Below are 24,879 nucleotides of genomic sequence, written 5' to 3'. Positions count from 1 at the left end.
GCCCTTTTTTTTATTAGTATTTAAGCATAAATGCTTTATTTATAAAGCATTATAAATTCATGTCATGAGTCTTGTTAAACTAGCCATAAAAGGAATTTCTTATAGTCAAACCCAAAACGGTGCCTATGCATTAATATTAAACGAAGTTGATGGTGAGCGAAAATTACCTATTGTTATTGGTGCTTTTGAAGCTCAATCCATCGCTATTGCATTGGAAAAAGAGATAAAACCACCTCGCCCGCTCACGCACGACTTATTTAAAAATTTTGCAGATCGATTTGATATTGTTGTAAAGCAAGTGATTATTCATAAGTTAGTAGATGGCGTTTTTTATTCGAGTATTATTTGCGAACGAGATAAAATTGAAGAAATTATTGACGCTCGAACATCGGATGCAATTGCCTTGGCTCTACGTTTTAGTGCCCCCATTTTTACCTATAAAAACATACTTGATAAAGCCGGAGTTTACCTGAAAGGTAATACGATGGAATCTGAAGATTCAAAAGGTGATAACGATGGTGTGTTAAGTTCTCCGGAAACATTTGGATTGGAAGACTCCTCTTCTAAAGACACCTACAGTGCCAAAAGTATTCAGGAATTATATGAGCTCTTAAACGAAGCTGTGCTGAATGAAGACTATGAAAAAGCAGCAAAAATTAGAGATGAAATTTCGAAAAAAGAGTCTTAAACAAATAATCCTATTTAAAAAATGTATAAAAAAATAATTACCCTTATTATAACCTTGTTCTCTCTCGGTTTTAATGCTCAAGAAATAGAAAAAAAGTGGCAATTAAACTCTTCTAAATCTGATTATTTAGAGTTAAAAGAAGGCGGTTATGAACTCAAAATCAGTGCAGACAGCCTCACGCAAAAAGGTGATTATTTAGTGCAAGATAATTTTTTGTTTTTGTTTGAAAATGGTGCTGATGCTCCAACCAAGCGATTCACTATTATTTCTAAGTCCGATTCAATTCTGACTATAAAATCAAAAGATAAAGCCTATTCCTTTTTTTCATCTAATAAAATAAAACCGATTCAAAATCAAGCAAAACTTATTGCTAGCGAAGGTTTTTCAATAAATAGTTTATGGAGAGGACTTTTAGGAATGCTATCCCTCTTGGCTTTAGCCTATGTGTTTAGTGCTAATCGAAAGGCTATTAATTGGAAAACAGTTGGCATTGGAATTTTTGCCCAATTAGTTTTAGCTATTGGTGTACTAAAAATAACTTTTGTAAAAAATATTTTTGAATTTGTAGGCGGATTATTTGTAAAAGTTTTAGATTTTACAAGAGCCGGAAGTGAATTTTTATTAGGAGGAATGATGAATGTGGATAACTTCGGATTTATCTTTCTTTTTCAAGTTTTACCAACCATTATTTTCTTTTCTGCTTTAACTTCATTATTGTTTTATTTAGGAATAATCCAAATTGTAGTAAAAGGCTTAGCAATGCTTTTAACCAAAATTTTAGGTATATCAGGAGCAGAAAGTTTATCGGTTGCCGGAAATATCTTTTTGGGTCAAACCGAAGCTCCACTAATGATTAAAGCCTATTTGGAAAAAATGAACAAAAGCGAAATTTTGTTAGTCATGGTAGGCGGAATGGCTACTGTTGCCGGTGGAGTTTTAGCTGCTTATATTGGGTTTTTAGGTGGAAACGATCCTGTTTTGCGATTAGAATTTGCTAAACATTTACTTGCTGCTTCAGTAATGGCAGCACCGGGAGCAATTGTGGTATCAAAAATGTTATTCCCTCAAACAGAATCTATTGATACGAATGTAGAAGTTTCAAAAGAGAAAATTGGTTCAAATATTTTAGACGCAATAGCTACCGGAACAACTGAAGGATTAAAATTAGCCGCTAATGTTGCCGCTATGTTATTAGTTTTCATTGCTTTTATAGCGATGATAAATTACACATTGAGCTGGATAGGCGGATGGAGCGGATTAAATGATGTTATTTCGGCCAATACTCCGTATTCTAAATTTTCTTTAGAAACCATTTTAGGAATTGTCTTTGCTCCATTAATGTGGTTAATTGGTGTGGCAAAAGAAGATGTGATGCTGATGGGCCAATTACTAGGGATAAAATTAGCCGCTTCAGAATTTGTAGGTTACATTCAATTAGCGGAATTAAAAAATGCAACTTCAACAATTCATTTCACATATAACAAATCAGTTATTATGGCCACGTATATGCTCTGTGGTTTTGCCAATTTCGCTTCCATCGGCATTCAAATTGGTGGAATTGGCTCGTTAGCACCGGGACAACGTAAAACACTTTCGGAATTTGGTTTAAAAGCTGTTATTGGTGGAAGCATAGCTTCTTTGCTTTCGGCCACAATTGCTGGAATGATAATTGGATAACCTAATAAAATAAAAACATAAAAATGAAGCAGTATCATGACCTTGTAACACATGTTTTAAAAAACGGAACACAAAAAGGTGATAGAACCGGAACCGGAACCATCAGTGTTTTCGGCTATCAAATGCGTTTTGATTTAAGTGAAGGTTTTCCGATGGTAACCACCAAAAAATTACATTTGAAATCGATTATTTATGAATTGCTTTGGTTTTTAAAAGGCGACACCAACATCAATTACCTTAAAGAAAACGGAGTAAAAATTTGGGACGAATGGGCGGATGAAAACGGTGATTTAGGTCCGGTTTACGGACATCAATGGCGAAACTGGAACAGTGAAGAAATTGATCAAATTACAGAATTAATTGAAACATTGAAGAAAAATCCCAATAGTCGTAGAATGTTAGTTTCCGCTTGGAATCCTTCTGTTTTACCGGATACTTCTAAATCATTTGGAGAAAATGTAGCCAATGGCAAAGCAGCACTTCCACCTTGTCATGCCTTTTTTCAATTTTATGTGGCCGATGGTAAATTAAGTTGCCAATTGTATCAACGCAGTGCGGACATCTTTTTAGGAGTGCCTTTCAATATCGCTTCGTATGCTTTATTAACCATGATGATTGCTCAAGTTTGCGATTTGAAACCAGGCGATTTCATTCATACTTTTGGTGATGCTCACATCTATAACAACCATATCGAACAATTAGAATTACAACTTTCTCGTGAGCCAAGACCCTTACCCAAAATGGTTTTAAATCCGGATGTTAGAAATATTTTTGACTTCACTTTTGAAGATTTTACATTGGTAGGATATGATCCTCACCCACATATTAAAGGAGCAGTAGCTATTTAAATTCACTTATGAGATATCAATTAATATTCCTTTTATTTACTTTTTCATTGTTTGGACAGGAAAATAAATCCTATAAATATTTTCCTTTTACAGATATATGTAACAATGAGTCAGACTATTTCGATTGTGAAAGAGAAATTTTTGAAAAAGAAATATTAGGATTAATTACCCCTGAAATTGAAAACGATATCACTCAAAAAATGATTGACAACAAAACTTCTTTAACTTTTGCTTTTGTTTATAGTCCAAATAAATCTATTAGAGAAGATATTGATATTGATTTTCTGAATGAAGAAATAAAAGTTAAAATAATTCAATTTTTACTTCAATTACAACCCTATCCAAGTGATGAAAATCTCGAAGATACCATTAAAGCAAAACGTTTTGAATTTGTTTTTATAAAAAATTCAGAAAACAAACTATTTATTGCTAGTGATGAATTATTGAAAGAAATGAAATTTAAATCAGAATTTAAATTTATAGAAAGACCTTATCCTATAGAATGTAAAAACTCAATTGATATTGAAAGTTGTATCAATAAGTATTTTTCAAGTCACATTGTTAAAAATTTCAGATATCCAAATAAAGCATTAAGAAAAGGAATTCAAGGAAAAGTTGAATGTAACTTCTACATCGATAAAGATGGCTCAATTGTCATTAAAGAATTAAATGGTCCTGATAAAATTTTAGAAGATGAAGCCAAAAGAATTTTAAATAAAATTCCCAAATTAGTTAATGCTACCATTAAAGGAGTCCCTGTAAAAGTTTCTTTTAGTATTCCAATTACATTTAAATTAGATTAAAAAATCCGTTTGAAAAAAATCAAACGGATTAAATCTTTACGATAAAAACAAAGACTAAACTGCTACAACACTGTTTTCGGCAGCAGCAAAATCATTCCATTTGTAAGCATCTGCTTGATCGTCGTTTACAAATTCTCCATCCACTAAATAACGGAATTCATACGAATTGGAAGCCGGTAATTCAAACGTAGCTTTGAACGTTCCGTTTTTTAATTTACTTAACTCTCCTTCTTTTGGATTCCAATTATTAAAATCACCAACAACTGCAGCAGTACTCGCCTCTTTTGCTTCAATTGAAAAAGTTACTTTACAAACCGGTTTTGATTTTATAAATTGTTTCTTAATTGCCATAACTATCTAATTTTTAGAATTATGGCACAAAGAAACAAACAGAATAATGAAAATCAAATAGTTACCCGCACTTTTATCATTTTATCAAAAAGTTAATCTAAAAAAAATAAAATTCTTAATTTCTAACATATTGATTTGTATATAATAAACAGGAAAACGGTTTCGTAATTCATTATAAATAATTTGATTTTTTTATTTTTAAAAAAAACTATACCTTTCAAAAGCAAAAAACAGCAATATTAGAAGCAATGAATACAGAACAACATGAGAAATATGAATATGCCCGCAGAAGAATAAAACAAAAGAAAAGATTGTATTTTCACTTTGTTTTATTTCTTGTAGGTAGTCTTTTCTTTTTTTTAATTGAAAAATTCTTCGATATACAACCTTTTGAAGGGTGGTATTTGTGGGCTGTAACCGTTTGGTTTTTTTTATTTATTCTCCATTTTATTAAAGTTTACATAACAGATCGGTTTATGAACAAAGAATGGGAAAGAGAGCAAATAGAACGTTTAATGACCAAACAAGAACAACGAATTAAACAGCTTGAACAAAAAATAGAAAATCAAGCTAATTCTAAAAATGAACTACAACCATGATTATTATGATTGCTGCTGCGGCAGAAAATAATGCGTTAGGTAAAGACAATGATTTAGTTTGGTATTTACCGGATGATTTTAAACGATTTAAAGCACTTACAACCGGTCATCATATTATTATGGGAAGAAAAACGTTTGAGAGTTTTCCCAGACTCCTTCCCAATCGAACACATGTAATTGTTACAAGACAAAAAAACTACCATCCTAAACATTGTATCGTTGTTCAAAATATTGAGGAAGCCCTAAAATTTATTCCGGAAAATGAAGACGGATATATCATTGGTGGTGGAGAAATCTACAAACAAGCTCTCAAGTATACTGATGTAATTGAACTTACTCGGGTACATAGTTCTTTTGAGGCTGATGCTTTTTTCCCGGAAATCGATTCTAATCATTGGGAATTAGTAAAAGAAGAATATCACCCAAAAGATGACAACCATTTGATAGATTTTACTTATCAAACTTTTCTACGTAAAAAATAAAAAAACATCCCTCACGGGATGTTTAGAATCAATGTTACATGTTAGAATAAGCCTATTCAAGCATAAGTATCTGATAACTTAATATAAAAATTACCACTGCCAAAAATACTCCAGAAATGAAGATTACGACATTGGCAAACCTTTGAGAATACATCTCAAAGAAGCCTTTAATACCAAATACCACAAAGGTACTAAAAGCGAAAAAAACTAAAATTTCCAAAAACAAATTTAACCCTAAGAACGTTTGTGGCACCCCAACTGCAGTATTGCCGATTAAGGCAAAACTGTCGATACCAATAACAAGAAAAAATGTGATAATTAGTGCCAATAACATCCATTTTATTTCAGCCTTGATTATTCTTGAAAACATTATGTGTAACATTTGATTCATGTTGTAAAATTGCACTTTATCAACTACATACGCAATACCCACTTTTAGTGATTTTTTCATATCACCAAAAACAGTGATATTTTGTTCATCTTTATTTTAAATAAATTAAACAAAATATATTTCCCAGTTATTGTCAAGATTATAGAATAGTTTATATTTGCTTAAAATTTTATTATGCCAAAATCTGTAACGCCTTATAAAGATTCCAACTTAGGAAAAAAAGAACAAGTTGCCAAAATGTTTGACACTATTTCAGGTAATTATGATGGTCTGAACAGAGTTATTTCGTTTGGCACAGATATAAAATGGCGTAAAAAAGTTTTGGCATTAGTTGCTTCAAAAAACCCAGACTCAATATTAGATATTGCAACCGGTACGGGAGATTTAGCAATTTTAATGACCAAAACAAACGCAAAAAAAATTGTTGGATTAGATTTATCAGCGGGAATGCTCGAGGTTGGAAGAAAAAAAATTGAGCAAAAAAAATTATTCGATAGAATAGATATGGTCTTAGGAGATTCTGAAAATATGCCTTTTGAGGATAATTCTTTTGATGCTATAACTGTTGCGTTTGGAGTTAGAAACTTTGAAACTTTAGAAAAAGGTTTATCTGAAATTCTAAGAGTTTTAAAGCCGAATGGGATATTTGTTATTTTAGAAACTTCTGTTCCTCAAAAATTCCCTTTTAAACAAGGTTATCATTTTTATACAAGAAACATATTACCACTAATTGGCAAACTATTTTCTAAAGATAACGTAGCCTATTCTTATTTATCAGAATCAGCTTCGGTTTTTCCTTTTGGAGAAGATTTAAACAATATTTTGAGAAAAGTTGGGTTTATAGACGTAGCGGCAATGCCTCAAACATTTGGTGTTGCCACAATATATTCTGCATCAAAAAAGTAAAATGAGAACATTATTTTTAGTCTTTTTTTTAATAATAAGTTATTCGTCTAATGCCCAATTTAGTGGGATTTTTGGGAAAGACCCGATTATCCACTTGGAGAATTTTGACAAACAACGTGTACATTGGGGTTATTATCTAGGTTTTAATTCGTATGATTTTAAAATTGATCAAAATAGTATTTCTGAAGAAATTTTATCCGAAACCACCACAGGTTTTAATGTAGGTTTGGTCGGCGATTTGCGATTGCATCCAAATTTGAACCTTCGATTTGAGCCTGGTCTATATTACACTCAAAGAAACTTAACTTTTCCTAATTTTGAGAACCAATACGATGCCCTTCGTGAAGTAAAATCTACCTATATACACTTTCCTTTGCTCTTAAAGTTTTCTTCACAACGTTTGGGAAATATTAGGCCTTTTTTAGTTGGCGGAGTTTCAACTGCACTCAATCTCTCCAGTAATGCAAAAGCTCAAGATGATAATTCTAACAATCGTTTCCGAATGAATAAATGGACCAATTTTTATGAAGTTGGTTTTGGAATTGACATTTATTTGGAATATTTCAAGTTTTCACCATCCATTCGTGGTGTTTTTAGTTTTAATGATGAGTTAATACGCGATAACGACCCAAACAGCCCATGGACTTCAACAGTAGACTCTATGAAAACAAGAGGTTTTTTTGTGAATTTCACCTTTCACTAGTGCTTCTTCTGAATTCGCTTAATAAAATAGCTGTTGCTGTAGCCACATTGAGACTCTCTGTTTTCTGCAATTTCCCAAAACGAGGAATACTTATTTTTTTATCCACGAAAGTTGCAATCGCTTGGCTAACCCCATTGGCTTCATTACCCATGATAAGCACAGCATCTGCAGAAAATGAGGCTTCATAAACAACTTCTCCTTCCATAAAAGCCCCATAAATAGGTAACGTTGTATTTTCTAAGAATCCATTCAGCGGGGTGTACACTACATTCACCCTTGCAATTGATCCCATAGTGGCCTGAATTACTTTTGGATTATATACATCTACTGTTTCTTCAGAACAAATCAGTTGTTCAATTCCGAACCAATCACACAAACGAATAATCGTACCTAAATTTCCAGGATCCCGAACATCATCTAAAACTAAAGTCAGCCCTTGCTCAACAATTGGTTGCGAGGGTAATTTTTTAAAAGTAGCTAAACAAACATTAGGTGTTTTCAAACAACTTATTTTTTTTAAATCTGATTCGGTAATTACCTGAGGGTAAATGCTGTTATTCAATGATAAGGATGCGTCAGTAGAAAAAAAATCTTGCATTTCATAATGCGATTCAAACAATTCTTGAATCACTTTAAAACCTTCGGCAATAAAAAGCTGTTGTTCATTTCTAAACTTTTTTTGTTGTAATCCGGTAATTCGTTTAATTTGGTTTTTACTAACCATAAAATAGTGTACTTTTGAACTAAATTTCTAATTCAATTGAAAAAGATTTCCGCAAAAATATTATTTATAATTTTAATTATACTTTTTTTTTATGCCTGTAACTCAGTCAAAAGAGTTCCGGAAGGAAAAAACCTTCTTGCAAAATCTGAAATAATTGTTGATGGTAAGAAAGAAAAAAACGAAGATATCACCGAATTGTTATCACAAAAAACGAACACCCATTTTTTAAATATTCCTTTCAGTTTGTACGTGTATAATTGGGCTAAACCAAACCACGACTCCTTATTCGCAGAAAAATTTATCAAAGATTCTATACGGTTCCAAAGAACTTCTAAACTTTTATCTTCTAAACAAGTCTATCGTTTAGGTGAATCATTTTGGTATTCAGGTATTCATAATTTTCTTAAAAATACCGGTGAAAAACCTGTAATTTTAGATGAAACTAAAATTAAAAAATCAATTTCTAAACTCAAAGCTTACTATTTTAACGAAGGGTATTTTAATGTAAATGCAACGGCTAAAATAGATACCTTAGGAAATAAGAAAGCGTCAACAACCTATACTGTTGAATTAGGAAATCCTTACGTTTTAGACAGTATCAACCGTGAAATCTCCTCCCCTGTATTGGATTCTCTTTATAGCAAAACAGCTCAACTGTCTTTGCTTAAAACCGGACAACAATACAAATCAGATAATTTTGAAGAAGAAAGAAATCGATTAACGAATTATTTCCGCAACCATGGAGTATATAATTTTCAACAAAATTATATCAATTTTGAAGTAGATACAATAAACACAAATCACAAAGCAAATGTAAATTTAATTATTAGTGATTATTCATATCGCGATGGTGATTCGATAGTAACGGAACCGTTTAAAATTTACAAAATAAGTGAAGTAAATATTTATACTGATAATCCAAGTTCAAAAAATAAAGTAAAAATTGCTGACAGTATAACTTATAACAATTATACTATTTACAGTACTGATAAAATTAAATACAAACCAAAAGCTATTACAGATGCGGTTTTTATAAGCAAAGGAAGTACTTATGCAGATTTTAGAAACAACTTAACCTCTCGGTCACTAAATAATTTTAGAATTTTTAGTTATCCGTCTATCCAATATGAAATTGACCCAACTGACAGTTTAGCCAGTTCGCTAATTGCAAACATTTACCTTAGCCCAAGAAAAAAGTACAGTTTTGGTGCTTCTTTTGATGCTTTACACTCCAATATTCAAGACTTTGGATTAGCCGGAAACACCTCTTTTTCAATTCGTAATGTTTTTAACCGAGCTGAAACATTTGAAATTGCCGCCAGAGGTAACATAGGGTCATCGCAGGATTTAGCCAATCCAGACAATACCTTTTTTAATATCTCAGAATATGGGGCAGACATGCGATTGAATTTTCCCAGAGTATTTTTCCCAATCAAAACAGGAAGAATAATCCCAAAGGAAATGATTCCTTCTACACAAATTAGTTTAGGTTTTGCCAAACAAGAAAATATTGGTTTGGACAAAGAGAACTTTACCGGTTCTATAACATATAATTGGACTCCTAAAAGATATAATTCGGTTCGATTTGATTTAATCAACATCCAGTATATTAAAAACATAAATGTAAATAATTATTTTAATGTTTATCGCTCTTCGTATGATGCTTTAAACTCCATTGCTCAAAACTATAATGTAAATCCCGAATATTTGAATGATAACAATAATTTACGAATTCCTTTTGGTGCAAACAGTTTTATTGATGATGTGTTGTTTAATGAACCCGGTATAGCTACTTCAGATTCTGATTTAAATACAATTCGAAGTATAAATGAACGAAAAAACAGATTAACTGAGAATAACCTAATTATTGCTTCAAGTTACAGCTTTTCCAAATCCACTAAAACTAGTCTGTTAGATAATAATTTCTATGTTTTCAGAATTAAAGGTGAATCAGCCGGTAATATATTATCACTTGTTGCAGATGCATCTAACCAACCTGATGGTCCAAATGGCAATAAAACTTTTTTTGATATTGAGTTTTCACAATACCTTAAAGGTGAATTTGAGTTTATTAAGCATTTTGATTTAAGAAATAATATGGTTTTTGCTACAAGAGCTTTTTTTGGCATTGCAATTCCTTATGGAAACTCAAACAGTATTCCGTTTTCAAGAAGTTATTTTGGTGGAGGATCTAACGACAATAGAGCTTGGAGACCTTATAGTCTTGGTCCGGGAAGTAGCGGTGGAAGAAATGATTTTAATGAAGCTAATATGAAAATATTGATAAATGCCGAATTTCGTTTCAAAATGTTTGGTAAATTAAAAGGAGCTTTATTTGTTGATGCAGGAAACATTTGGAATGTACTGGACAATGTAGAAGATCCTGATTTTATTTTTGATGGAATTGATTCCTTAAAAGATATTGCTGTAGGTTCCGGTTTTGGTATTCGGTATGATTTCGGATTTGTTGTAGCCCGATTTGATTTAGGTTTTAAAACGTACAATCCGGCACATGAAGAAAGGAAAAGATGGTTTCAAGAGTACAACTTCAGCAAAACTGTTCTTAATGTTGGAATTAATTATCCTTTCTAAAATGTTATCTTTTTTTTTTTTGAAAAACCAATATTAATCACAACGATTTTATTGTCAATAATTTTTTGTTCATTCGATTAATTCCTATTTTTGTAACTTAACTAATTTTAAGCAAAATGGCACACAACATAAAACCAGGTGTAGCAACCGGAGATCAAGTTCAGGAAATTTTTAATTACGCCAAAGAAAAAGGATTTGCTTTACCGGCTGTAAACGTAATCGGTTCAAGCACTATCAATGGCGTTTTGGAAACTGCAGCTAAGTTAAAAGCTCCGGTCATTATTCAATTTTCTAACGGAGGAGCATCCTATAATGCAGGAAAAGGGCTTTCAAACGAAGGGCAAAAGGCTGCTATTTTAGGTGGAATTGCCGGTGCAAAACACATTCATACATTAGCTGAAGCTTACGGAGCAACTGTGATTTTACATACTGACCATTGTGCCAAAAATTTACTGCCGTGGATTGATGGTTTGTTAGATGCTTCTGAAAAGCATTTTGCAGAAACCGGAAAACCATTATTTTCTTCACACATGATTGATTTATCTGAAGAACCTTTAGAAGAAAATATTCATATTTGTAAAGAATATTTAGCACGAATGAGTAAAATGGGAATGACTTTAGAAATTGAATTAGGCGTTACCGGTGGTGAAGAAGACGGTGTTGATAATTCGGATGTTGATTCTTCAAAATTATACACACAACCGGAAGAAGTAAGTTACGCATATGAAGAGTTGATGAAAGTAAGTCCAAAATTTACCATTGCCGCCGCCTTTGGAAATGTTCACGGTGTTTATAAACCCGGAAATGTAAAATTGACCCCTGTGATTCTGAAAAACTCTCAGGAATATGTGCAGAAAAAATTCAATACCGGCTCAAACCCAATTGATTTTGTTTTCCACGGTGGATCCGGTTCTACACTAGAAGAAATTAGAGAAGCTATTTCATATGGGGTAGTCAAAATGAATATTGACACCGATTTACAATTCGCTTTTACAGAAGGAATCCGTGACTACATGATTAACAAAATCGAATACTTAAAAACACAAATTGGCAGTCCGGACGGAGCCGATTCTCCTAACAAAAAACACTACGACCCAAGAAAATGGATTCGCGAAGGAGAAGTTACATTCAACTCCCGTTTAGAGCAGGCTTTTGCCGATTTGAATAACGTAAACACTTTATAATAATTTAGAATTTAGAATTTAGAATTTAGAAACATTGTAATCTAAATTCTTGATTCTGATTTCTGATTTCTAAATTTAAGAAATATGGCTTGGTTTAAAAGAACAGAAAAAGGAATTCAAACCGCTACGGAGGATAAAAAAGATGTTCCGAAAGGACTTTGGTATAAATCGCCTACCGGAAAAATTATTGATCAGGATGAATTAGCCAAAAATCTTTGGGTAAGCCCCGATGATGATTTTCATGTGCGAATTGGAAGTAAAGAATATTTTGAAATCTTGTTTGATGGCAATAAATTCAAAGAATTAGATGCTAAAATGACTTCGAAAGATCCATTGCATTTTGTGGACACAAAAAAATATTCTGACCGATTAAAAGAGGCCTACGACAAAACCGGATTAAAAGATGCAGTTAGAACAGCCGTAGGAAAATCTAAAGGAAAAGATTTGGTGGTTTGTTGCATGGATTTTGCTTTTATTGGCGGTTCGATGGGAGCTGTCGTTGGTGAAAAAATTGCTAGAGGAATCGATTACTCCATCAAAAATAAAGTGCCTTTTCTGATGATTTCAAAATCAGGAGGTGCCCGAATGATGGAAGCAGCTTATTCCTTGATGCAATTGGCCAAAACCTCAGCTAAATTAGCTCAATTAGCCGAAGCTAAAATACCTTATATTTCATTGTGTACTGATCCAACAACAGGAGGAACAACCGCTTCTTATGCGATGTTAGGTGATATTAACATAGGTGAACCGGGAGCGTTGATTGGTTTTGCCGGGCCTCGTGTAGTAAAAGACACCACCGGAAAAGATTTACCGGAAGGTTTTCAAACTTCAGAATTTTTGTTAGAACACGGATTCTTAGATTTTATTACCCACCGAAAAGAATTAAAAGACAAAGTGAATCTTTATTTAGATTTAATTTTAAATGAAGATGTTAGATAAAATGAAATCCCGATTACTCGGGATTTTTTTATTAAGAAATTAATCATTTACATTCCGCTTCGAATCGCCTCCACCGGATCTAATTTGGATGCGGTTATAGCTGGTATAATCCCAGAAATCAAACCAATAACACCCGCTAATCCTGCTCCAATCATCATATTGGCTATGCTAAGTACAAATTCAAAATCTAACACCTTTGATAAAACCATAGCGATGAGCCAAACCATTACCAAACCGATGACACCTCCAATCACAGAAAGAATCACCGCTTCAAATAAAAACTGAAACAAAATAAATTTATTTTTTGCTCCAAGTGATTTTTGAATTCCGATTAAATTAGTTCGCTCTTTTACCGAAACAAACATAATATTAGCAATTCCGAAACCACCAACAAGTAGTGAAAACCCAGATATAATCCATCCAACAATATTCATTTGTCCCATTATATCATCAATCATATCTGTAAATCCGGAAAGTACATTGATAAAAAAATTATCAATATCGGAAGATTTTAATCCTCTGAAATTTCGTAGTTTTTGGGTGATTTCCCCTTTAAAACCTTCCATGTCGATTCCTTTTTCAGGTTTTATCAGAATTGCCGGTGTAAGCATACTACTATTCTCTCCATATAATCTTCGAATGAAATTCATCGGAATAAAAACCGCATTATCACGACTATCGCCAAAAGTTGAAAACCCTTGCTTTTGTGTGACCCCAATCACAGTGAAACGTTGACCATAAAGTCTTATTTTTTTTCCTATTGCCTGCTCCGGACTATCAAATAAACCATTGCAAACTTCAAAACCCAAGATAATTACTCCGGTTCCAGAATTTGACTCTGCTTCGTTAAAAAACCGCCCATGATCAATTTTAATTCCGTCAATCCCTTCAAATTCATTTGTAGTTGGTGTTACACGAACAGAACTTACCGTTCTATCTTCAAACTTTATATTTTCATTTCGGGTAAAAAGATTAAAGGCAATTTTATCAACGCCATTTAACGATCGTCTTAAATAGTCAAACTCTTCATACGTAACATCAGGGAATTGCTCTCTTTTCCAACTCGGAACATCACTGGGCCCGAAAGGAAATCGCAATAAATAAACGGTGTTTTTATCTAAATCAACTAAATCTCCTTGGATTTTTTTATCTAATGAATCTACAGCAGCTAACACTGCTATAATAGAAAAAATACCAATTGTTACACCAAGTAACGACAAAAAAGTACGTAATTTATTGTTTCGCAATGCATTCATTGCAAAATTGAAACTTTCTTTAAGCAAACGGAGATACAAAAGCATAAAACTCTTACATTATCGTAAATATAGTAATTGGTAGCAAAAGTTACTATTTTGTTACACAAAAACATATTCTTTCTACTCGAGTGCATCAAAAAAGATACTAAACAAAACATACTGATTAAGCAACACAAAAAACAATAAAAAAAGAAAAAACTAATCTTATATTCCTTTGATTGTTAAACAGACAAATAGTACTTTTGCAACTTCAAAAAACAACAACACATGACAACTACAAAAACCATTCAATCTGCTTTAATTTCGGTATTCGACAAAACCGGATTGGAGCCAATTGTACAAAAACTACACAGCCAAAACGTAACCATTTACTCTACCGGAGGAACAGAAGAATATATAAAAAAACTTGGTATTCCGGTTGTACCGGTTGAAGACGTAACTACTTATCCATCGATTCTCGGTGGTAGAGTAAAAACGCTCCATCCTAAAGTTTTTGGAGGAATTTTGAATCGTCAGGATAACCCAAGCGATGTAGAGGAAATGAAAGTTTTTGAAATTCCGCAAATTGATTTGGTTATTGTAGACTTGTATCCTTTTGAAAAAACCGTTGCATCGGGAGCATCCGAAGCAGATATCATCGAAAAAATTGACATTGGTGGCATTTCCTTAATCAGAGCAGCAGCAAAAAATTTCAAAGACACGGTTATCGTAGCTTCTGTAAACGAATACAATTATTTGTTGGATTTGATTTCTACCCAAAATGGTGTTACTACTTTAGAGCAAAGACGTCATTTAGCAACAAAAGCTTTTCATGTTTCATCACATTATGATTCCGCTATTTTTAATTATTTTAATACAGACGAAACAATATACAAAGAAAGTATCGAAAATGGTCAAGTGCTTCGTTATGGAGAAAATCCGCATCAAAAAGGGTTTTTCTTTGGTGATTTCGACAAAATGTTCACTAAACTTCATGGAAAAGAATTGTCTTACAACAATTTATTAGATGTTGATGCTGCAGTGAATTTAATTTTAGAATTTAAAGAAAATAACCCAACTTTCGCTATTCTAAAGCACAACAATGCCTGTGGGTTAGCAACAAGAAGCTCGATGAAACAAGCCTACTTAGATGCTTTGGCAGGCGACCCTACTTCTGCTTTTGGTGGAGTTTTAATTGCTAATGGAAAAATTGATGTAGAAACTGCTTTGGAAATAAACCAATTATTTTGTGAAGTTGTCATTGCTACAAGTTATGATGATAAAGCCATTTCTATCCTACAAGAAAAGAAAAACAGAATCATTTTAGTTCAACATGATGTTGAATTACCTGCCAAACAAATCAGAACTTGTTTGAACGGATTATTAATTCAAGATAAAAACAATATCACAGACAATAAAGAAGGATTAAAAACCGTTACCCTAACAACACCTACTAATCAAGAAATTGAAGATTTACTTTTTGCCTCAAAAATCTGCAAAAATACGAAGTCAAATACAATTGTATTTGCCAAAAACGGACAATTAATTGCCTCAGGAACTGGACAGACCTCTCGTGTAGATGCTTTGAAACAAGCAATAGAAAAAGCAAATTCTTTTGGTTTTGATTTAAATGGTGCTGTGATGGCAAGTGATGCATTTTTCCCTTTTCCTGATTGTGTAGAAATTGCTCATCATGCCGGAATAACTGCTGTTATTCAACCTGGTGGATCAATTAAAGATGAATTGAGTATCAACTATTGTAACGAAAATAAAATTGCAATGGTATTTACAGGAACACGTCATTTTAAACATTAATTTTTTTACCTTTGTACGTTATATTTTATTAAACTAATTAACCCTAAACAAACGTATGGGATTTTTTGATTTCATGACCGAGGACATTGCCATTGACCTTGGTACCGCAAATACCTTAATTATTCATAATGATAAAGTGGTGATTGATTCTCCATCAATTGTAGCCCGCGACAGAATTTCGGGAAAAATTATTGCTGTAGGAAAAGAAGCCAATTTAATGCAAGGTAAAACGCATGAAAATATTAAGACCATTCGTCCATTGAAAGATGGAGTAATTGCCGATTTTGACGCTTCTGAAAAGATGATCAGCATGTTCATTAAAAGTATACCGGCATTAAAAAAACGATTGTTTACTCCTGCTCTACGTATGGTAGTTTGTATTCCTTCCGGAATTACAGAAGTGGAAATGCGTGCGGTGAAAGAATCGTGTGAACGCGTAAACGGAAAAGAAGTTTATTTGATTCACGAACCAATGGCTGCCGCAATCGGTATCGGTGTTGATATTATGCAACCCAAAGGAAACATGATTGTGGATATTGGTGGTGGAACAACTGAAATTGCCGTAATCGCCTTAGGCGGAATTGTGTGTGATAAATCAGTTAAAATTGCCGGAGACGTTTTCACCAATGACATTGTTTACTACATGCGTACACAGCACAACTTATTTGTGGGAGAAAGCACGGCAGAAAAAATAAAAATTGAAATTGGTGCCGCTATTGAAGAGTTAGACACACCTCCGGATGAAATGTCCGTTCAAGGAAGAGACTTATTAACCGGAAAACCAAAACAAGTTGATGTTTCTTATCGTGAAATTGCCAAGGCTCTTGACAAGTCCATTCAACGAATTGAAGATGCTGTCATGGAAACCTTGTCGCAAACCCCTCCTGAATTAGCTGCCGATATTTACAATACAGGAATTTATCTTGCCGGTGGTGGTTCTATGTTGCGAGGTTTAGATAAGCGAATTTCATTAAAAACAGACTTACCGGTGTACATCGCCGAAGACCCTTTGCGAGCTGTAGTTAGAGGAACCGGAATAGCATTGAAAAACATCAATAAGTTCAGAAGTATTTTAATCAAATAACCTGTTTTACCGGTATTTACACTAACGGAATTACGAATCTGAATCACTGAAATATGCAGCAGATATTTACTTTTATCATAAAAAACAGTACGCGACTACTGTTTTTGCTGCTTTTAGTCATTTCGTTATCCCTCACTATTCAATCTCATTCATACCACAGAAGCAAAATTATTAATTCGGCAAATTTTATCACGGGAGGTGTTTACGAACGCATCAATTCAGTTAATGAGTATTTGAACTTAAAAACCGAGAACGAAGGTTTAGCGAATGAAAATGCTCGTTTAAAAAGCTTGTTGTATAACCGAAAAGACTCTACAAAAAGTATTGATAAAAATTTGTTGAGCAACTTTGGAAACTATAAAGTTATTCAATCAAAAATTATTAATAACTCGTATAATGTTCACGAAAATTTTCTAACTATAAATTCAGGTACTGCTAAAGGAGTAAAACAAGATATGGGTGTTGTGAATAGCAAAGGTATCATTGGGATAGTAGAAAACACATCGAAAAATTATGCAACTGTGATAAGTATTTTAAACATTAAATCTCAAATTAATGCTAAAATAAAAAAAACAAGTCATTTTGGAACATTGACTTGGAATGGTAAAAACACAGGATATGTTCAATTAATCGATGTACCCAGATTAGCTTCTGTTAAAAAAGGAGATACAATTGTAACAGGTGCTCAATCTATTATTTTTCCCGAAAATGTGAATATTGGTACAATTCACAAAATTTATACCGACGATAAAACGAATTATTTTACCATCGATGTAAAATTATTTAACGACATGACGAGTTTGGGTCACGTTTACATTATTGAAAATATTGACCGAAAAGAAATTTTAGAATTAGAAAGTAAAAACTCTGATGAATAGCACCATAATCGTCAATATTATTCGTTTTATATTACTGATCTTAGCTCAAGTGGCTATTTTTAGTAAGATCAACTTTTTGGGCTTTATAAATCCTTATCCCTATATTCTGTTTATAATACTTTACCCCGTTAACGGAAATAAAAACGGACTATTATTAGCGAGTTTTTTTCTTGGAATAACAATGGATATGTTTTCTGATTCCGGCGGTGTTCATGCTGCTTCATGTTTAACATTGGCTTACATGAGACCTTCTTTTTTTAAGTTTTCTTTTGGATTGAGTTACGAATACCAAACCGTAAAAATTAATGAAAGGCTCACTCCCGAACGCTTTTCTTTTTTATTAATATCTGTATTAACACATCATATTATCTTTTTCTTACTGGAAATATTCCGATTTACTTTTTTTTGGGATATATTGCTTCGAACCATTTTGAGTACTATCTTTACACTAATACTTTGCATTTTACTCATCTACTTGTTTAAGCCTACTAAAAATTGAGAAAAGCTATTTTACCTATCTTAATTATTTTTGTGACCCTTGCTATTTTGGCCAGGCTTTTTTATTTACAAATTATTGACGACGAATACAAACTGAAATCTGAAAATAACGCCATTAAAATTGTTTATGAATACCCGGAACGCGGTTATATTTATGACCGTAATGGAAAACTTTTGGTAGCCAATCAACCTTCGTATGATATTATGGTTGTTCCCAGAGAAGTGAAAAACTTAGACACGTTAAAATTCTGTGAATTAGTAGACATTACTAAGGAAGAGTTTGATAAAAAACTTAAAAAAGCCATTGTTTACAGTCCGCGACTACCTTCTGTTTTTTTACCCCAATTAAACAAAAGAGAATATGCCGCTTTTCAGGAAAAAATCAGAAAGTTTGATGGGTTTTATATTCAAAAACGTTCATTACGAGATTACCAAGTAAAAGTAGGGGCTAATGTTTTTGGTTTTATTACTCAAGTAAACCCGGCAATGATTGAGAAAAATCCCTACTACAAAAGCGGTGATTTGATTGGCAAGCAAGGCGTTGAAGAACAGTACGAGGAATTTTTAAGGGGAAGAAAAGGGGTTAAATATATCCAAAGGGATAAATTTAATAGAGACATTGGTCCCTATAAAGAAGGAATCTTTGATACTATTTCAAAACAAGGAGATGACATCACCCTTACTTTGGATATTGATATCCAAAAATATGGTGAAGAACTTATGCAAAATAAACGAGGTGGAATTGTTGCTATTGAACCCAAAACAGGTGAAATTTTAGCTTTAATCTCTGCTCCAACCTACGACCCTGCACTTTTGGTTGGTAAGACAACGGTCTAAAAATTACACCGCATTGTATAACGATAGTATTGCGAAACCTTTGTATGACAGAGGAGTTTATTAGCTGAATACCCCCTGGTTCTCCATTTAAAATCCTAACTGCTCTTATTGGTTTACAGGAAGAAGTGATTGATGAACAAACAACTTTTTTTTGCAGACGGGGATTTAGCTATGGGAATCGATTTATGAAATGCCATGATTCAGGCGGATTTAGTCTAAATGCAGGAATTTACAGTTCTTGTAACACCTATTTTGCTAATACCTATAAGAAAATTATTGAAAAATATCCAAAGCCTGCTTATGGTGTAGATGCTTGGAGTAATCATTTAAAAAGCTTTGGGCTGGGTAATTTTATGGGTTATGATTTACCTCCGGGACGAAAAGGAAATGTTCCCACTTCAAAACTCTATGACAAATACTACTCTGCCGGAGGTTGGAAAAGTACAACAATAATTTCCAATGCTATTGGTCAAGGAGAAGTATTAATGACGCCTATTCAGTTATGTAATGTGATGTGTGCGGTGGCCAATCAAGGGTATTATTATACTCCTCACGTAATCAAAAAAATAAAAAATCATACCATTGATAAAAAATTTACTACCAGACATCAAACCACCATTGACAAACAATATTTTCCCCCTGTAATTCAAGGAATGTTTGATGTTTACAACAAAGGAACTGCCTCTCGTTTACAAGTAGAAGGAATAGAAATTTGTGGAAAAACCGGAACTGCTGAGAACTTTACAAAAATTAATGGACAACGAGTGCAATTAACAGACCACTCTATTTTTGTTGCTTTCGCACCTAAAGATAATCCTAAAATTGCCATAGCCGTATTTGTTGAAAATGGGTATTGGGGTGCAAGAATAGCCGGGCCCATCGCAAGTTTAATGATTGAAAAATATATAAAGGGAAAGATTACTCGGACTGATTTAGAGAAAAAAATATTTAATTCTAGTTTAGAAAATGAATATGCCAAAGTAATTAGCGGTCAACCTTTTAGAATTAACCTGTAATGAAAAATCAAAGTGTAACTAGTAATTTAGATTGGGTTACCGTTTTATTATACTTTATTTTAGTAATAATGGGATGGGTAAATATCTTTTCTACTTCAATTCCTGTGGAATTTACAGCGTTTGATTTTAGTGATTATTACGGGAAGCAACTTCTTTTCATTACTCTGAGTATCCCTTTAATAATAGTTATTCTCACAATTGATGCAAAAATTTACGAGAAATTCTCCTTTGTTTTTTACATCATTGGGATTCTGTTGCTTTTAGGCTTGTTTGTTTTCGGAAAAACAGTAAAAGGTCAGACAAATTGGTATGGACTAGGTCCTTTTGGATTTCAACCTTCTGAATTTGCTAAAACTGCTGTTTCGCTTCTCTTAGCTAAATACCTAAGTGATTCGCAAGTATTTTTAAAAAACACTAAGCACCAAATCATCGCTTTTGGAATAATTTTTCTTCCCGTCTTTTTAATTTTAATGCAACCTGATGCAGGAAGTGCAATGATATTTTTATCTTTGATTTTAGTACTAAATAGAGAAGGATTACCGGAATGGTATCTATGGACTGGCTTTATCGCTGTTGTTTTGTTTTTTACAGCTTTACTTATCCAGCCTCTGTACATTTTACTTGGAATTGTATTTGTAATGGTTTTCCATTATTTAAGAGCAAGAAGAATCAACAGAAATCCATTAGCCTATCTAATCATTTTTATTGTTGCCACATCTTTTGTGCTTTCGGTTGGTTTTGTTTTTGATAATGTCTTAGAACCGCATCAAAAAGATAGAATCAATGTATTATTCAGTGATAACGTTGATTTAAAAAATGAAGGTTACAACCTCAACCAATCAATGATTGCAATTGGTTCCGGTGGATTAATTGGGAAAGGGTTTATGGAAGGCACCCAAACCAAAGGTGGGTTTGTGCCCGAACAACATACGGATTACATCTTTACGACCGTTGGAGAAGAATGGGGGTTTATAGGTTCAACAGTTGTAATTTTACTGTTTGTAACTCTTTTGTTTCGAATAATATATCTGGCTGAACAACAAAAAACCAAATTCAGTAGGGTTTACGGGTATTGTGTAGCGACTATTTTGTTTACCCATTTTTTTGTAAATATAACAATGCTTATCAAACTCTTTCCTACTATTGGTGTTCCGCTACCTTTTTTCTCATACGGTGGTTCAAGTCTTTGGTCGTTTACGATATTATTGTTTATCTTTTTAAAATTAGATGCCAATAAAGTAAACGAATGGTAGCTTACTTCAAAAAGTTTAGTTCAACAATTACAGGAAAATGATCGGATGGATATTTACATGAATAACTATCCGTTAAAACAGCGTATTTTTTTACTTCAAATGCTTTTTTGGTTATAAAAATGTGATCTATTTCTTTACTGCTATCAATTGGTTTATGAAATGCAAACCCATTAAATGTTCCCCCGGATTGATAAATTAATTGAGCCTCTTTTTTAGAATGAAGATAATGATTGGACAAAAATAAAATAGGTTCTGCATCAGGTTCTAAATTAAAATCTCCCATAATAATTAAGGGATAATTTTTAGTGTTTATTTGCGTAATTTTCTGATGAATCAATCGGGCACTCTTAACGCGGGCAATTTCTCCCATATGATCAAAATGTGTATTAAAAACCCAAAAGAGATGTTTGCTTTCTTTATTTTTAAATAATCCAAACGTACAAATTCTGTTTAATGCTGCATCCCACCCTTTTGAAACTTGATTAGGTGTTTCGGAAAGCCAAAAAGTATTCTGTTCGATTAATTCAACCTGATTGTGTTTGTAGAAAATAGAACTATGCTCTCCTTTATTTCCTCCTTCTCTACCATCACCAAACACTTTATAATCTACTAGAATCGAATCTAAATAGTTAACTTGTTGTGGTAATCCCTCCTGAATTCCAAAAATGTCTGGCTCGTAAAATCTGATCAAATCTGCAACTCTTTCCTTTCTCTTTGACCAACTATTTTCTCCGTCACTAGCCAAATCTAACCTAATATTATATGTCATTACTTTTAGCTCCTGACTGTGAATTTGATTGAACACCATCAGTAAAACAAAAACAACTCTTTTTTTCATTGTAATGAATTAAAACTCCACGATTTATAATTGATATTTTTTTCGATAGTATTCTCCATATCATCGGGTAAATGAGGAAAGAAATCGATTCCTGTTAGTTCTTCCAATTCATCTACCGAAACAACAAACTCATACAGGGGCTGATTAGAATTTTTATGAGGAACTAAAAATGCAATCATTCGAGGTTTATCTTTTGAGACATCTAACAAAACTTTATAAAAATAATCCGGAATAGCCACTTTTTCTTTTCCAATTGTTTTGAGGTTATTTGTCAGAATCCCTCCTGTTACTACATACAAACCATCATATTTATCAGCCCAATAGCGAACCTTTTGTTCTAATCTATTCCATACCCCGGCATTAAAATCAGCTTTTTGAGGAGAAATATTAGACGTATAAAATGTTTCATTATAAGCGTCAATTGAAAATTTCATATCTCCAGCCGGGCACAAATGTCCTTTATCATAACCTGAATTTTTATAATTTTTCCAATCAGCTGAACCTGTTTTTACTTTGGGATCATCAATAAAATAAGGTCTTTTAAAATCTGATTTAAAAGAATTCGACGCCTTTAATTCATAGGCAACCCATTCGGCTTGTTCAAAGTCTTCGTGATATGAAAGCGAAAAAAATTTATGTTTAACAACTTGTCCGGTTGTGGAAGTCGGATAAAAATCAAATTCATCCCAATTTATTTTTCTTAAATCTGATTCCTCAAATATTAGAGCAGAATCGGCATCGTTTTTATCATTATTCTCTCGACAAGCACTAAAAACAAACAAGAAGAAAATAAATTTTAACAAAAAACTCAATTTATACATTAAAAAAATTTTTATTCAACTTAATAGGAATGATTATTGTTAACTTTGTAAAAGTATTAAAAGTTATGCTTTTGTGACTAATAAATTTGTTTAATCTAATCCAGCACTTATGAAATTAATAGTTAGTATTCCATTGATTTTGCTAATCGCATTTATGAGCCAAGCACAAGAAAAAAATACAACAGCTGAAACTTCAATTAAAAATGAAGCAGCCCATAAAGCACATGAAGAAGCAATTAAAGAGCATGAAAAAGACGCTAAGAAATTAGCCAAAGAACAAAAAAAGCACCAAAAAGAAGTAAGGCAATTTGAAAAACAACAAAAGAAAGTTGCTTCCCTTGAAAAAGATTTTACAAAAGCTCAAAACAAACTGGAGAAAGAAAAAAAATCACTTCAAAAAAATATGGAAAGTTTGGAGAAAAAGAAACGCAAAGGCAAATTGACTGAGATTGAAATTGAAAAAGAAAACATACAAATCAGCAAACAACAAATTAAGATTAAAGAACTTGAAGAAGATTTGGAAAAAGCTCAACAAAAATTGTCAAAAGCTAGAGACTAATTCATAAGCCACGCATTTGCGTGGTTTTTTATTGCTTAACGTCTAAAGCATCTCTAAGTGCGTTTCCGGTCATCATAAAAGCCAATGTGATTAACATAATAGCTATACCGGGAACTATTGCCAAATATGGTTTTCCTAAGATAATATAACTGTAATGATCTTTAATCATACCTCCCCAACTGGGTATAGGTGGTTGAGCCCCCAAACCTAAAAAACTTAATCCACTTTCAACTAAAATAGCAGAAGCAAAATTAGCGGCTGAAATTACGATTACCGGTGCCAAAATATTTGGAATAATATGATGCAAAATAATTCGCATATCTGAAAATCCTAAAGCACGTGCGGCTGTGACATATTGCATTTCTTTTACGCTAATAATTTGTCCTCTCACCACACGGGCAACCTCAACCCACATCGTTAATCCAACAGCCACAAAAACCTGCCAAAATCCTTTACCAAGGGCTAAAGTAATAGCAATAACTAACAAAAGTGTAGGGATAGACCAAATAACATTGACCAACCACATCACAAAAGCATCAAGCTTACCACCATAAAAGCCTCCAAGAGCACCAAAAAAAAGTCCGACTATCACCGATATTAAAACTGCCACAAAACCAATCGAAATAGAAACCCGTGATCCAATTAACATCCTGCTTAGTAAATCCCTACCATATTTGTCTGTGCCTAAATAAAATTTTTTGGTGGTGATTAATTCTTTTTCAACTTCTTCAATAGAAGTAAAACCAACAAACTTTTCTAAGTTGATTTCTTTAGTTTGCTTTAATTCAACATCTTCAATATATTCTGTGTATTGTATGTTACTCCCAAGGAGTTTATATTCTAAAATCGGAATTTCTGTCACTTGATTAGGGTGACCAAAAAAGTATCCTTTCAGTGTTTTAGAATCCATTTTTACGGAAGGAACTGTTAGCATTTGAATTTGAAAACCGGGTGGTTTAGAATGAATAGACAAATGCATTTGGTTAGCATTTTCAGAATCATCTGGTGCTAAGAAATAAGCTAAAAATGCCAAAAGAACCATCAGGATGATGTATCCAAAACTAAAAACACCCCAAAAATTCTTTCGGAATTTTTGAAGTGCTATACTAGTTAACGACTGATTATTTTTGAGCATTAGTTTATTTTTCAACTATTGTT

At 32.9% G+C, this 24,879-nt stretch carries 24 protein-coding genes and 1 pseudogene; 18 read left to right on the top strand and 7 right to left on the bottom strand.

Going from position 1 to position 24,879, the window contains the following annotated elements:
- Positions 1-64 precede the first annotated feature (64 nt).
- The 4 genes from R2782_RS11345 to R2782_RS11330 are packed head-to-tail and all read left to right on the top strand — an operon-like array spanning position 65 to position 4,016.
- Positions 65-688 (top strand): bifunctional nuclease domain-containing protein, encoded by a 624-nt coding sequence (locus R2782_RS11345; RefSeq protein ID WP_371268368.1) that lies wholly within the window; start codon positions 65-67, stop codon positions 686-688.
- A 21-nt stretch (positions 689-709) separates the two neighbouring features.
- Positions 710-2,365, top strand: a complete 1,656-nt coding sequence (locus tag R2782_RS11340) for a NupC/NupG family nucleoside CNT transporter (RefSeq protein WP_371268367.1) — start codon at positions 710-712, stop codon at positions 2,363-2,365.
- Positions 2,366-2,388: 23 nt separating this feature from the next.
- On the top strand, positions 2,389-3,213 hold the full coding sequence (locus tag R2782_RS11335; RefSeq protein WP_371268366.1) for a thymidylate synthase: 825 nt from the start codon (positions 2,389-2,391) through the stop codon (positions 3,211-3,213).
- Positions 3,214-3,221: 8 nt separating this feature from the next.
- Positions 3,222-4,016: an energy transducer TonB gene (locus tag R2782_RS11330; protein WP_371268365.1), complete on the top strand. Its 795-nt coding sequence runs from the start codon at positions 3,222-3,224 to the stop codon at positions 4,014-4,016.
- A 54-nt stretch (positions 4,017-4,070) separates the two neighbouring features.
- Here the strand turns inward: R2782_RS11330 and R2782_RS11325 are convergent, their stop codons facing one another.
- Positions 4,071-4,367: an isoamylase early set domain-containing protein gene (locus R2782_RS11325; RefSeq protein ID WP_371268364.1), complete on the bottom strand. Its 297-nt coding sequence runs from the start codon at positions 4,365-4,367 to the stop codon at positions 4,071-4,073.
- Between the two features lie 248 nt (positions 4,368-4,615).
- Between R2782_RS11325 and R2782_RS11320 the strand changes: the two genes are divergently transcribed.
- Positions 4,616-4,966, top strand: a complete 351-nt coding sequence (locus tag R2782_RS11320; protein ID WP_371268363.1) for a 2TM domain-containing protein — start codon at positions 4,616-4,618, stop codon at positions 4,964-4,966.
- Positions 4,963-5,448, top strand: a complete 486-nt coding sequence (locus R2782_RS11315; protein WP_371268362.1) for a dihydrofolate reductase — start codon at positions 4,963-4,965, stop codon at positions 5,446-5,448. Before R2782_RS11320 ends, R2782_RS11315 begins: the two co-directional genes overlap by 4 nt.
- Positions 5,449-5,500: 52 nt before the next feature.
- On the opposite strand, the gene R2782_RS11310 is transcribed toward R2782_RS11315, so the two are convergent.
- A complete protein-coding gene (locus R2782_RS11310; RefSeq protein WP_371268361.1) occupies positions 5,501-5,899 on the bottom strand; it encodes a hypothetical protein in 399 nt (132 codons plus the stop codon).
- A 114-nt stretch (positions 5,900-6,013) separates the two neighbouring features.
- Here R2782_RS11310 and ubiE point away from each other — a divergent pair, with 114 nt between their 5' ends.
- Together ubiE and R2782_RS11300 are read left to right on the top strand one after the other, a co-directional pair.
- On the top strand, positions 6,014-6,745 hold the full coding sequence (gene ubiE, locus R2782_RS11305; protein WP_371268359.1) for a bifunctional demethylmenaquinone methyltransferase/2-methoxy-6-polyprenyl-1,4-benzoquinol methylase UbiE: 732 nt from the start codon (positions 6,014-6,016) through the stop codon (positions 6,743-6,745).
- A 1-nt stretch (position 6,746) separates the two neighbouring features.
- A complete protein-coding gene (locus tag R2782_RS11300; protein WP_371268357.1) occupies positions 6,747-7,448 on the top strand; it encodes a porin family protein in 702 nt (233 codons plus the stop codon).
- Here R2782_RS11300 and R2782_RS11295 read toward each other — a convergent pair.
- On the bottom strand, positions 7,435-8,172 hold the full coding sequence (locus R2782_RS11295) for a TrmH family RNA methyltransferase (protein WP_371268356.1): 738 nt from the start codon (positions 8,170-8,172) through the stop codon (positions 7,435-7,437). The genes R2782_RS11300 and R2782_RS11295 overlap by 14 nt on opposite strands.
- A 36-nt stretch (positions 8,173-8,208) precedes the next feature.
- On the opposite strand from R2782_RS11295, the gene R2782_RS11290 reads away from it, so the two are divergent.
- The 3 genes from R2782_RS11290 to accD all read left to right on the top strand — a co-directional run bounded on the left by R2782_RS11290 (position 8,209) and on the right by accD (position 12,887).
- A complete protein-coding gene (locus R2782_RS11290) occupies positions 8,209-10,764 on the top strand; it encodes an outer membrane protein assembly factor (RefSeq protein WP_371268355.1) in 2,556 nt (851 codons plus the stop codon).
- A 116-nt stretch (positions 10,765-10,880) separates the two neighbouring features.
- Positions 10,881-11,948: a class II fructose-bisphosphate aldolase gene (gene fbaA / locus R2782_RS11285; RefSeq protein ID WP_371268354.1), complete on the top strand. Its 1,068-nt coding sequence runs from the start codon at positions 10,881-10,883 to the stop codon at positions 11,946-11,948.
- Between the two features lie 84 nt (positions 11,949-12,032).
- Complete coding sequence (gene accD, locus R2782_RS11280; protein ID WP_371268353.1) at positions 12,033-12,887, top strand: acetyl-CoA carboxylase, carboxyltransferase subunit beta; 855 nt, start codon at positions 12,033-12,035, stop codon at positions 12,885-12,887.
- Positions 12,888-12,934: 47 nt separating this feature from the next.
- Here accD and R2782_RS11275 read toward each other — a convergent pair whose 3' ends face one another.
- Positions 12,935-14,188: an ABC transporter permease gene (locus R2782_RS11275; RefSeq protein WP_371268352.1), complete on the bottom strand. Its 1,254-nt coding sequence runs from the start codon at positions 14,186-14,188 to the stop codon at positions 12,935-12,937.
- A gap of 222 nt (positions 14,189-14,410) precedes the next feature.
- Here R2782_RS11275 and purH point away from each other — a divergent pair, with 222 nt between their 5' ends.
- From purH to rodA, 6 genes and pseudogenes are all read left to right on the top strand, one after another.
- Positions 14,411-15,937 carry a bifunctional phosphoribosylaminoimidazolecarboxamide formyltransferase/IMP cyclohydrolase gene (gene purH, locus R2782_RS11270; protein ID WP_371268351.1) on the top strand — a complete coding sequence of 509 codons (1,527 nt, stop codon included), beginning with the start codon at positions 14,411-14,413 and terminating at the stop codon, positions 15,935-15,937.
- A gap of 55 nt (positions 15,938-15,992) precedes the next feature.
- A complete protein-coding gene (locus tag R2782_RS11265) occupies positions 15,993-17,021 on the top strand; it encodes a rod shape-determining protein (protein WP_112084823.1) in 1,029 nt (342 codons plus the stop codon).
- Positions 17,022-17,074: 53 nt separating this feature from the next.
- A complete protein-coding gene (gene mreC, locus R2782_RS11260) occupies positions 17,075-17,899 on the top strand; it encodes a rod shape-determining protein MreC (RefSeq protein ID WP_371268350.1) in 825 nt (274 codons plus the stop codon).
- Positions 17,892-18,398 carry a rod shape-determining protein MreD gene (locus R2782_RS11255; protein ID WP_371268349.1) on the top strand — a complete coding sequence of 169 codons (507 nt, stop codon included), beginning with the start codon at positions 17,892-17,894 and terminating at the stop codon, positions 18,396-18,398. The genes mreC and R2782_RS11255 overlap by 8 nt, the downstream gene beginning before the upstream one ends.
- Positions 18,395-20,250 (top strand): annotated as a pseudogene (mrdA, locus tag R2782_RS11250) (penicillin-binding protein 2). The gene R2782_RS11255 and the pseudogene mrdA overlap by 4 nt, the downstream one beginning before the upstream one ends.
- Positions 20,250-21,503, top strand: a complete 1,254-nt coding sequence (gene rodA, locus R2782_RS11245) for a rod shape-determining protein RodA (protein WP_371268348.1) — start codon at positions 20,250-20,252, stop codon at positions 21,501-21,503. The pseudogene mrdA and the gene rodA overlap by 1 nt, the downstream one beginning before the upstream one ends.
- 1 nt (position 21,504) lies before the next feature.
- Here rodA and R2782_RS11240 read toward each other — a convergent pair whose 3' ends face one another.
- Entirely contained in the window at positions 21,505-22,341 is an 837-nt protein-coding gene (locus R2782_RS11240; protein ID WP_371268347.1) for an endonuclease/exonuclease/phosphatase family protein, read from the bottom strand.
- On the bottom strand, positions 22,338-23,162 hold the full coding sequence (locus tag R2782_RS11235; RefSeq protein WP_371268346.1) for a DNA/RNA non-specific endonuclease: 825 nt from the start codon (positions 23,160-23,162) through the stop codon (positions 22,338-22,340). Before R2782_RS11235 ends, R2782_RS11240 begins: the two co-directional genes overlap by 4 nt.
- Positions 23,163-23,271: 109 nt before the next feature.
- Between R2782_RS11235 and R2782_RS11230 the strand changes: the two genes are divergently transcribed.
- On the top strand, positions 23,272-23,721 hold the full coding sequence (locus tag R2782_RS11230; RefSeq protein ID WP_371268345.1) for a hypothetical protein: 450 nt from the start codon (positions 23,272-23,274) through the stop codon (positions 23,719-23,721).
- Positions 23,722-23,749: 28 nt separating this feature from the next.
- On the opposite strand, the gene R2782_RS11225 is transcribed toward R2782_RS11230, so the two are convergent.
- Positions 23,750-24,856, bottom strand: coding sequence for an ABC transporter permease (locus R2782_RS11225; protein ID WP_371268344.1), 1,107 nt, complete (start codon positions 24,854-24,856; stop codon positions 23,750-23,752).
- Positions 24,857-24,879: the final 23 nt, after the last annotated feature.

It is taken from the genome of Flavobacterium sp., from assembly GCF_041392085.1.
GTDB lineage: Bacteria > Bacteroidota > Bacteroidia > Flavobacteriales > Flavobacteriaceae > Flavobacterium.
Note: the sequence above shows the minus strand (reverse complement) of the source record. Positions and strands in the feature narration are given on the sequence as shown.

Excerpts from the sequence above, each read along its gene's own strand:
- accD (WP_371268353.1), top strand. The coding sequence starts at position 12,033 with ATGGCTTGGTTTAAAAGAACAGAAAAAGGAATTCAAACCGCTACGGAG.
- R2782_RS11335 (WP_371268366.1), top strand. The coding sequence starts at position 2,389 with ATGAAGCAGTATCATGACCTTGTAACACATGTTTTAAAAAACGGAACA.
- R2782_RS11225 (WP_371268344.1), bottom strand. The coding sequence starts at position 24,856 with ATGCTCAAAAATAATCAGTCGTTAACTAGTATAGCACTTCAAAAATTC.
- fbaA (WP_371268354.1), top strand. The coding sequence starts at position 10,881 with ATGGCACACAACATAAAACCAGGTGTAGCAACCGGAGATCAAGTTCAG.
- ubiE (WP_371268359.1), top strand. The coding sequence starts at position 6,014 with ATGCCAAAATCTGTAACGCCTTATAAAGATTCCAACTTAGGAAAAAAA.
- R2782_RS11325 (WP_371268364.1), bottom strand. The coding sequence starts at position 4,367 with ATGGCAATTAAGAAACAATTTATAAAATCAAAACCGGTTTGTAAAGTA.
- R2782_RS11345 (WP_371268368.1), top strand. The coding sequence starts at position 65 with ATGAGTCTTGTTAAACTAGCCATAAAAGGAATTTCTTATAGTCAAACC.
- mreC (WP_371268350.1), top strand. The coding sequence starts at position 17,075 with ATGCAGCAGATATTTACTTTTATCATAAAAAACAGTACGCGACTACTG.
- R2782_RS11265 (WP_112084823.1), top strand. The coding sequence starts at position 15,993 with ATGGGATTTTTTGATTTCATGACCGAGGACATTGCCATTGACCTTGGT.
- R2782_RS11330 (WP_371268365.1), top strand. The coding sequence starts at position 3,222 with ATGAGATATCAATTAATATTCCTTTTATTTACTTTTTCATTGTTTGGA.
- R2782_RS11320 (WP_371268363.1), top strand. The coding sequence starts at position 4,616 with ATGAATACAGAACAACATGAGAAATATGAATATGCCCGCAGAAGAATA.
- R2782_RS11295 (WP_371268356.1), bottom strand. The coding sequence starts at position 8,172 with ATGGTTAGTAAAAACCAAATTAAACGAATTACCGGATTACAACAAAAA.
- rodA (WP_371268348.1), top strand. The coding sequence starts at position 20,250 with ATGAAAAATCAAAGTGTAACTAGTAATTTAGATTGGGTTACCGTTTTA.
- R2782_RS11340 (WP_371268367.1), top strand. The coding sequence starts at position 710 with ATGTATAAAAAAATAATTACCCTTATTATAACCTTGTTCTCTCTCGGT.
- R2782_RS11240 (WP_371268347.1), bottom strand. The coding sequence starts at position 22,341 with ATGAAAAAAAGAGTTGTTTTTGTTTTACTGATGGTGTTCAATCAAATT.
- R2782_RS11310 (WP_371268361.1), bottom strand. The coding sequence starts at position 5,899 with ATGAAAAAATCACTAAAAGTGGGTATTGCGTATGTAGTTGATAAAGTG.
- R2782_RS11230 (WP_371268345.1), top strand. The coding sequence starts at position 23,272 with ATGAAATTAATAGTTAGTATTCCATTGATTTTGCTAATCGCATTTATG.
- R2782_RS11315 (WP_371268362.1), top strand. The coding sequence starts at position 4,963 with ATGATTATTATGATTGCTGCTGCGGCAGAAAATAATGCGTTAGGTAAA.
- R2782_RS11275 (WP_371268352.1), bottom strand. The coding sequence starts at position 14,188 with ATGCTTTTGTATCTCCGTTTGCTTAAAGAAAGTTTCAATTTTGCAATG.
- R2782_RS11255 (WP_371268349.1), top strand. The coding sequence starts at position 17,892 with ATGAATAGCACCATAATCGTCAATATTATTCGTTTTATATTACTGATC.
- R2782_RS11235 (WP_371268346.1), bottom strand. The coding sequence starts at position 23,162 with ATGTATAAATTGAGTTTTTTGTTAAAATTTATTTTCTTCTTGTTTGTT.
- R2782_RS11300 (WP_371268357.1), top strand. The coding sequence starts at position 6,747 with ATGAGAACATTATTTTTAGTCTTTTTTTTAATAATAAGTTATTCGTCT.
- purH (WP_371268351.1), top strand. The coding sequence starts at position 14,411 with ATGACAACTACAAAAACCATTCAATCTGCTTTAATTTCGGTATTCGAC.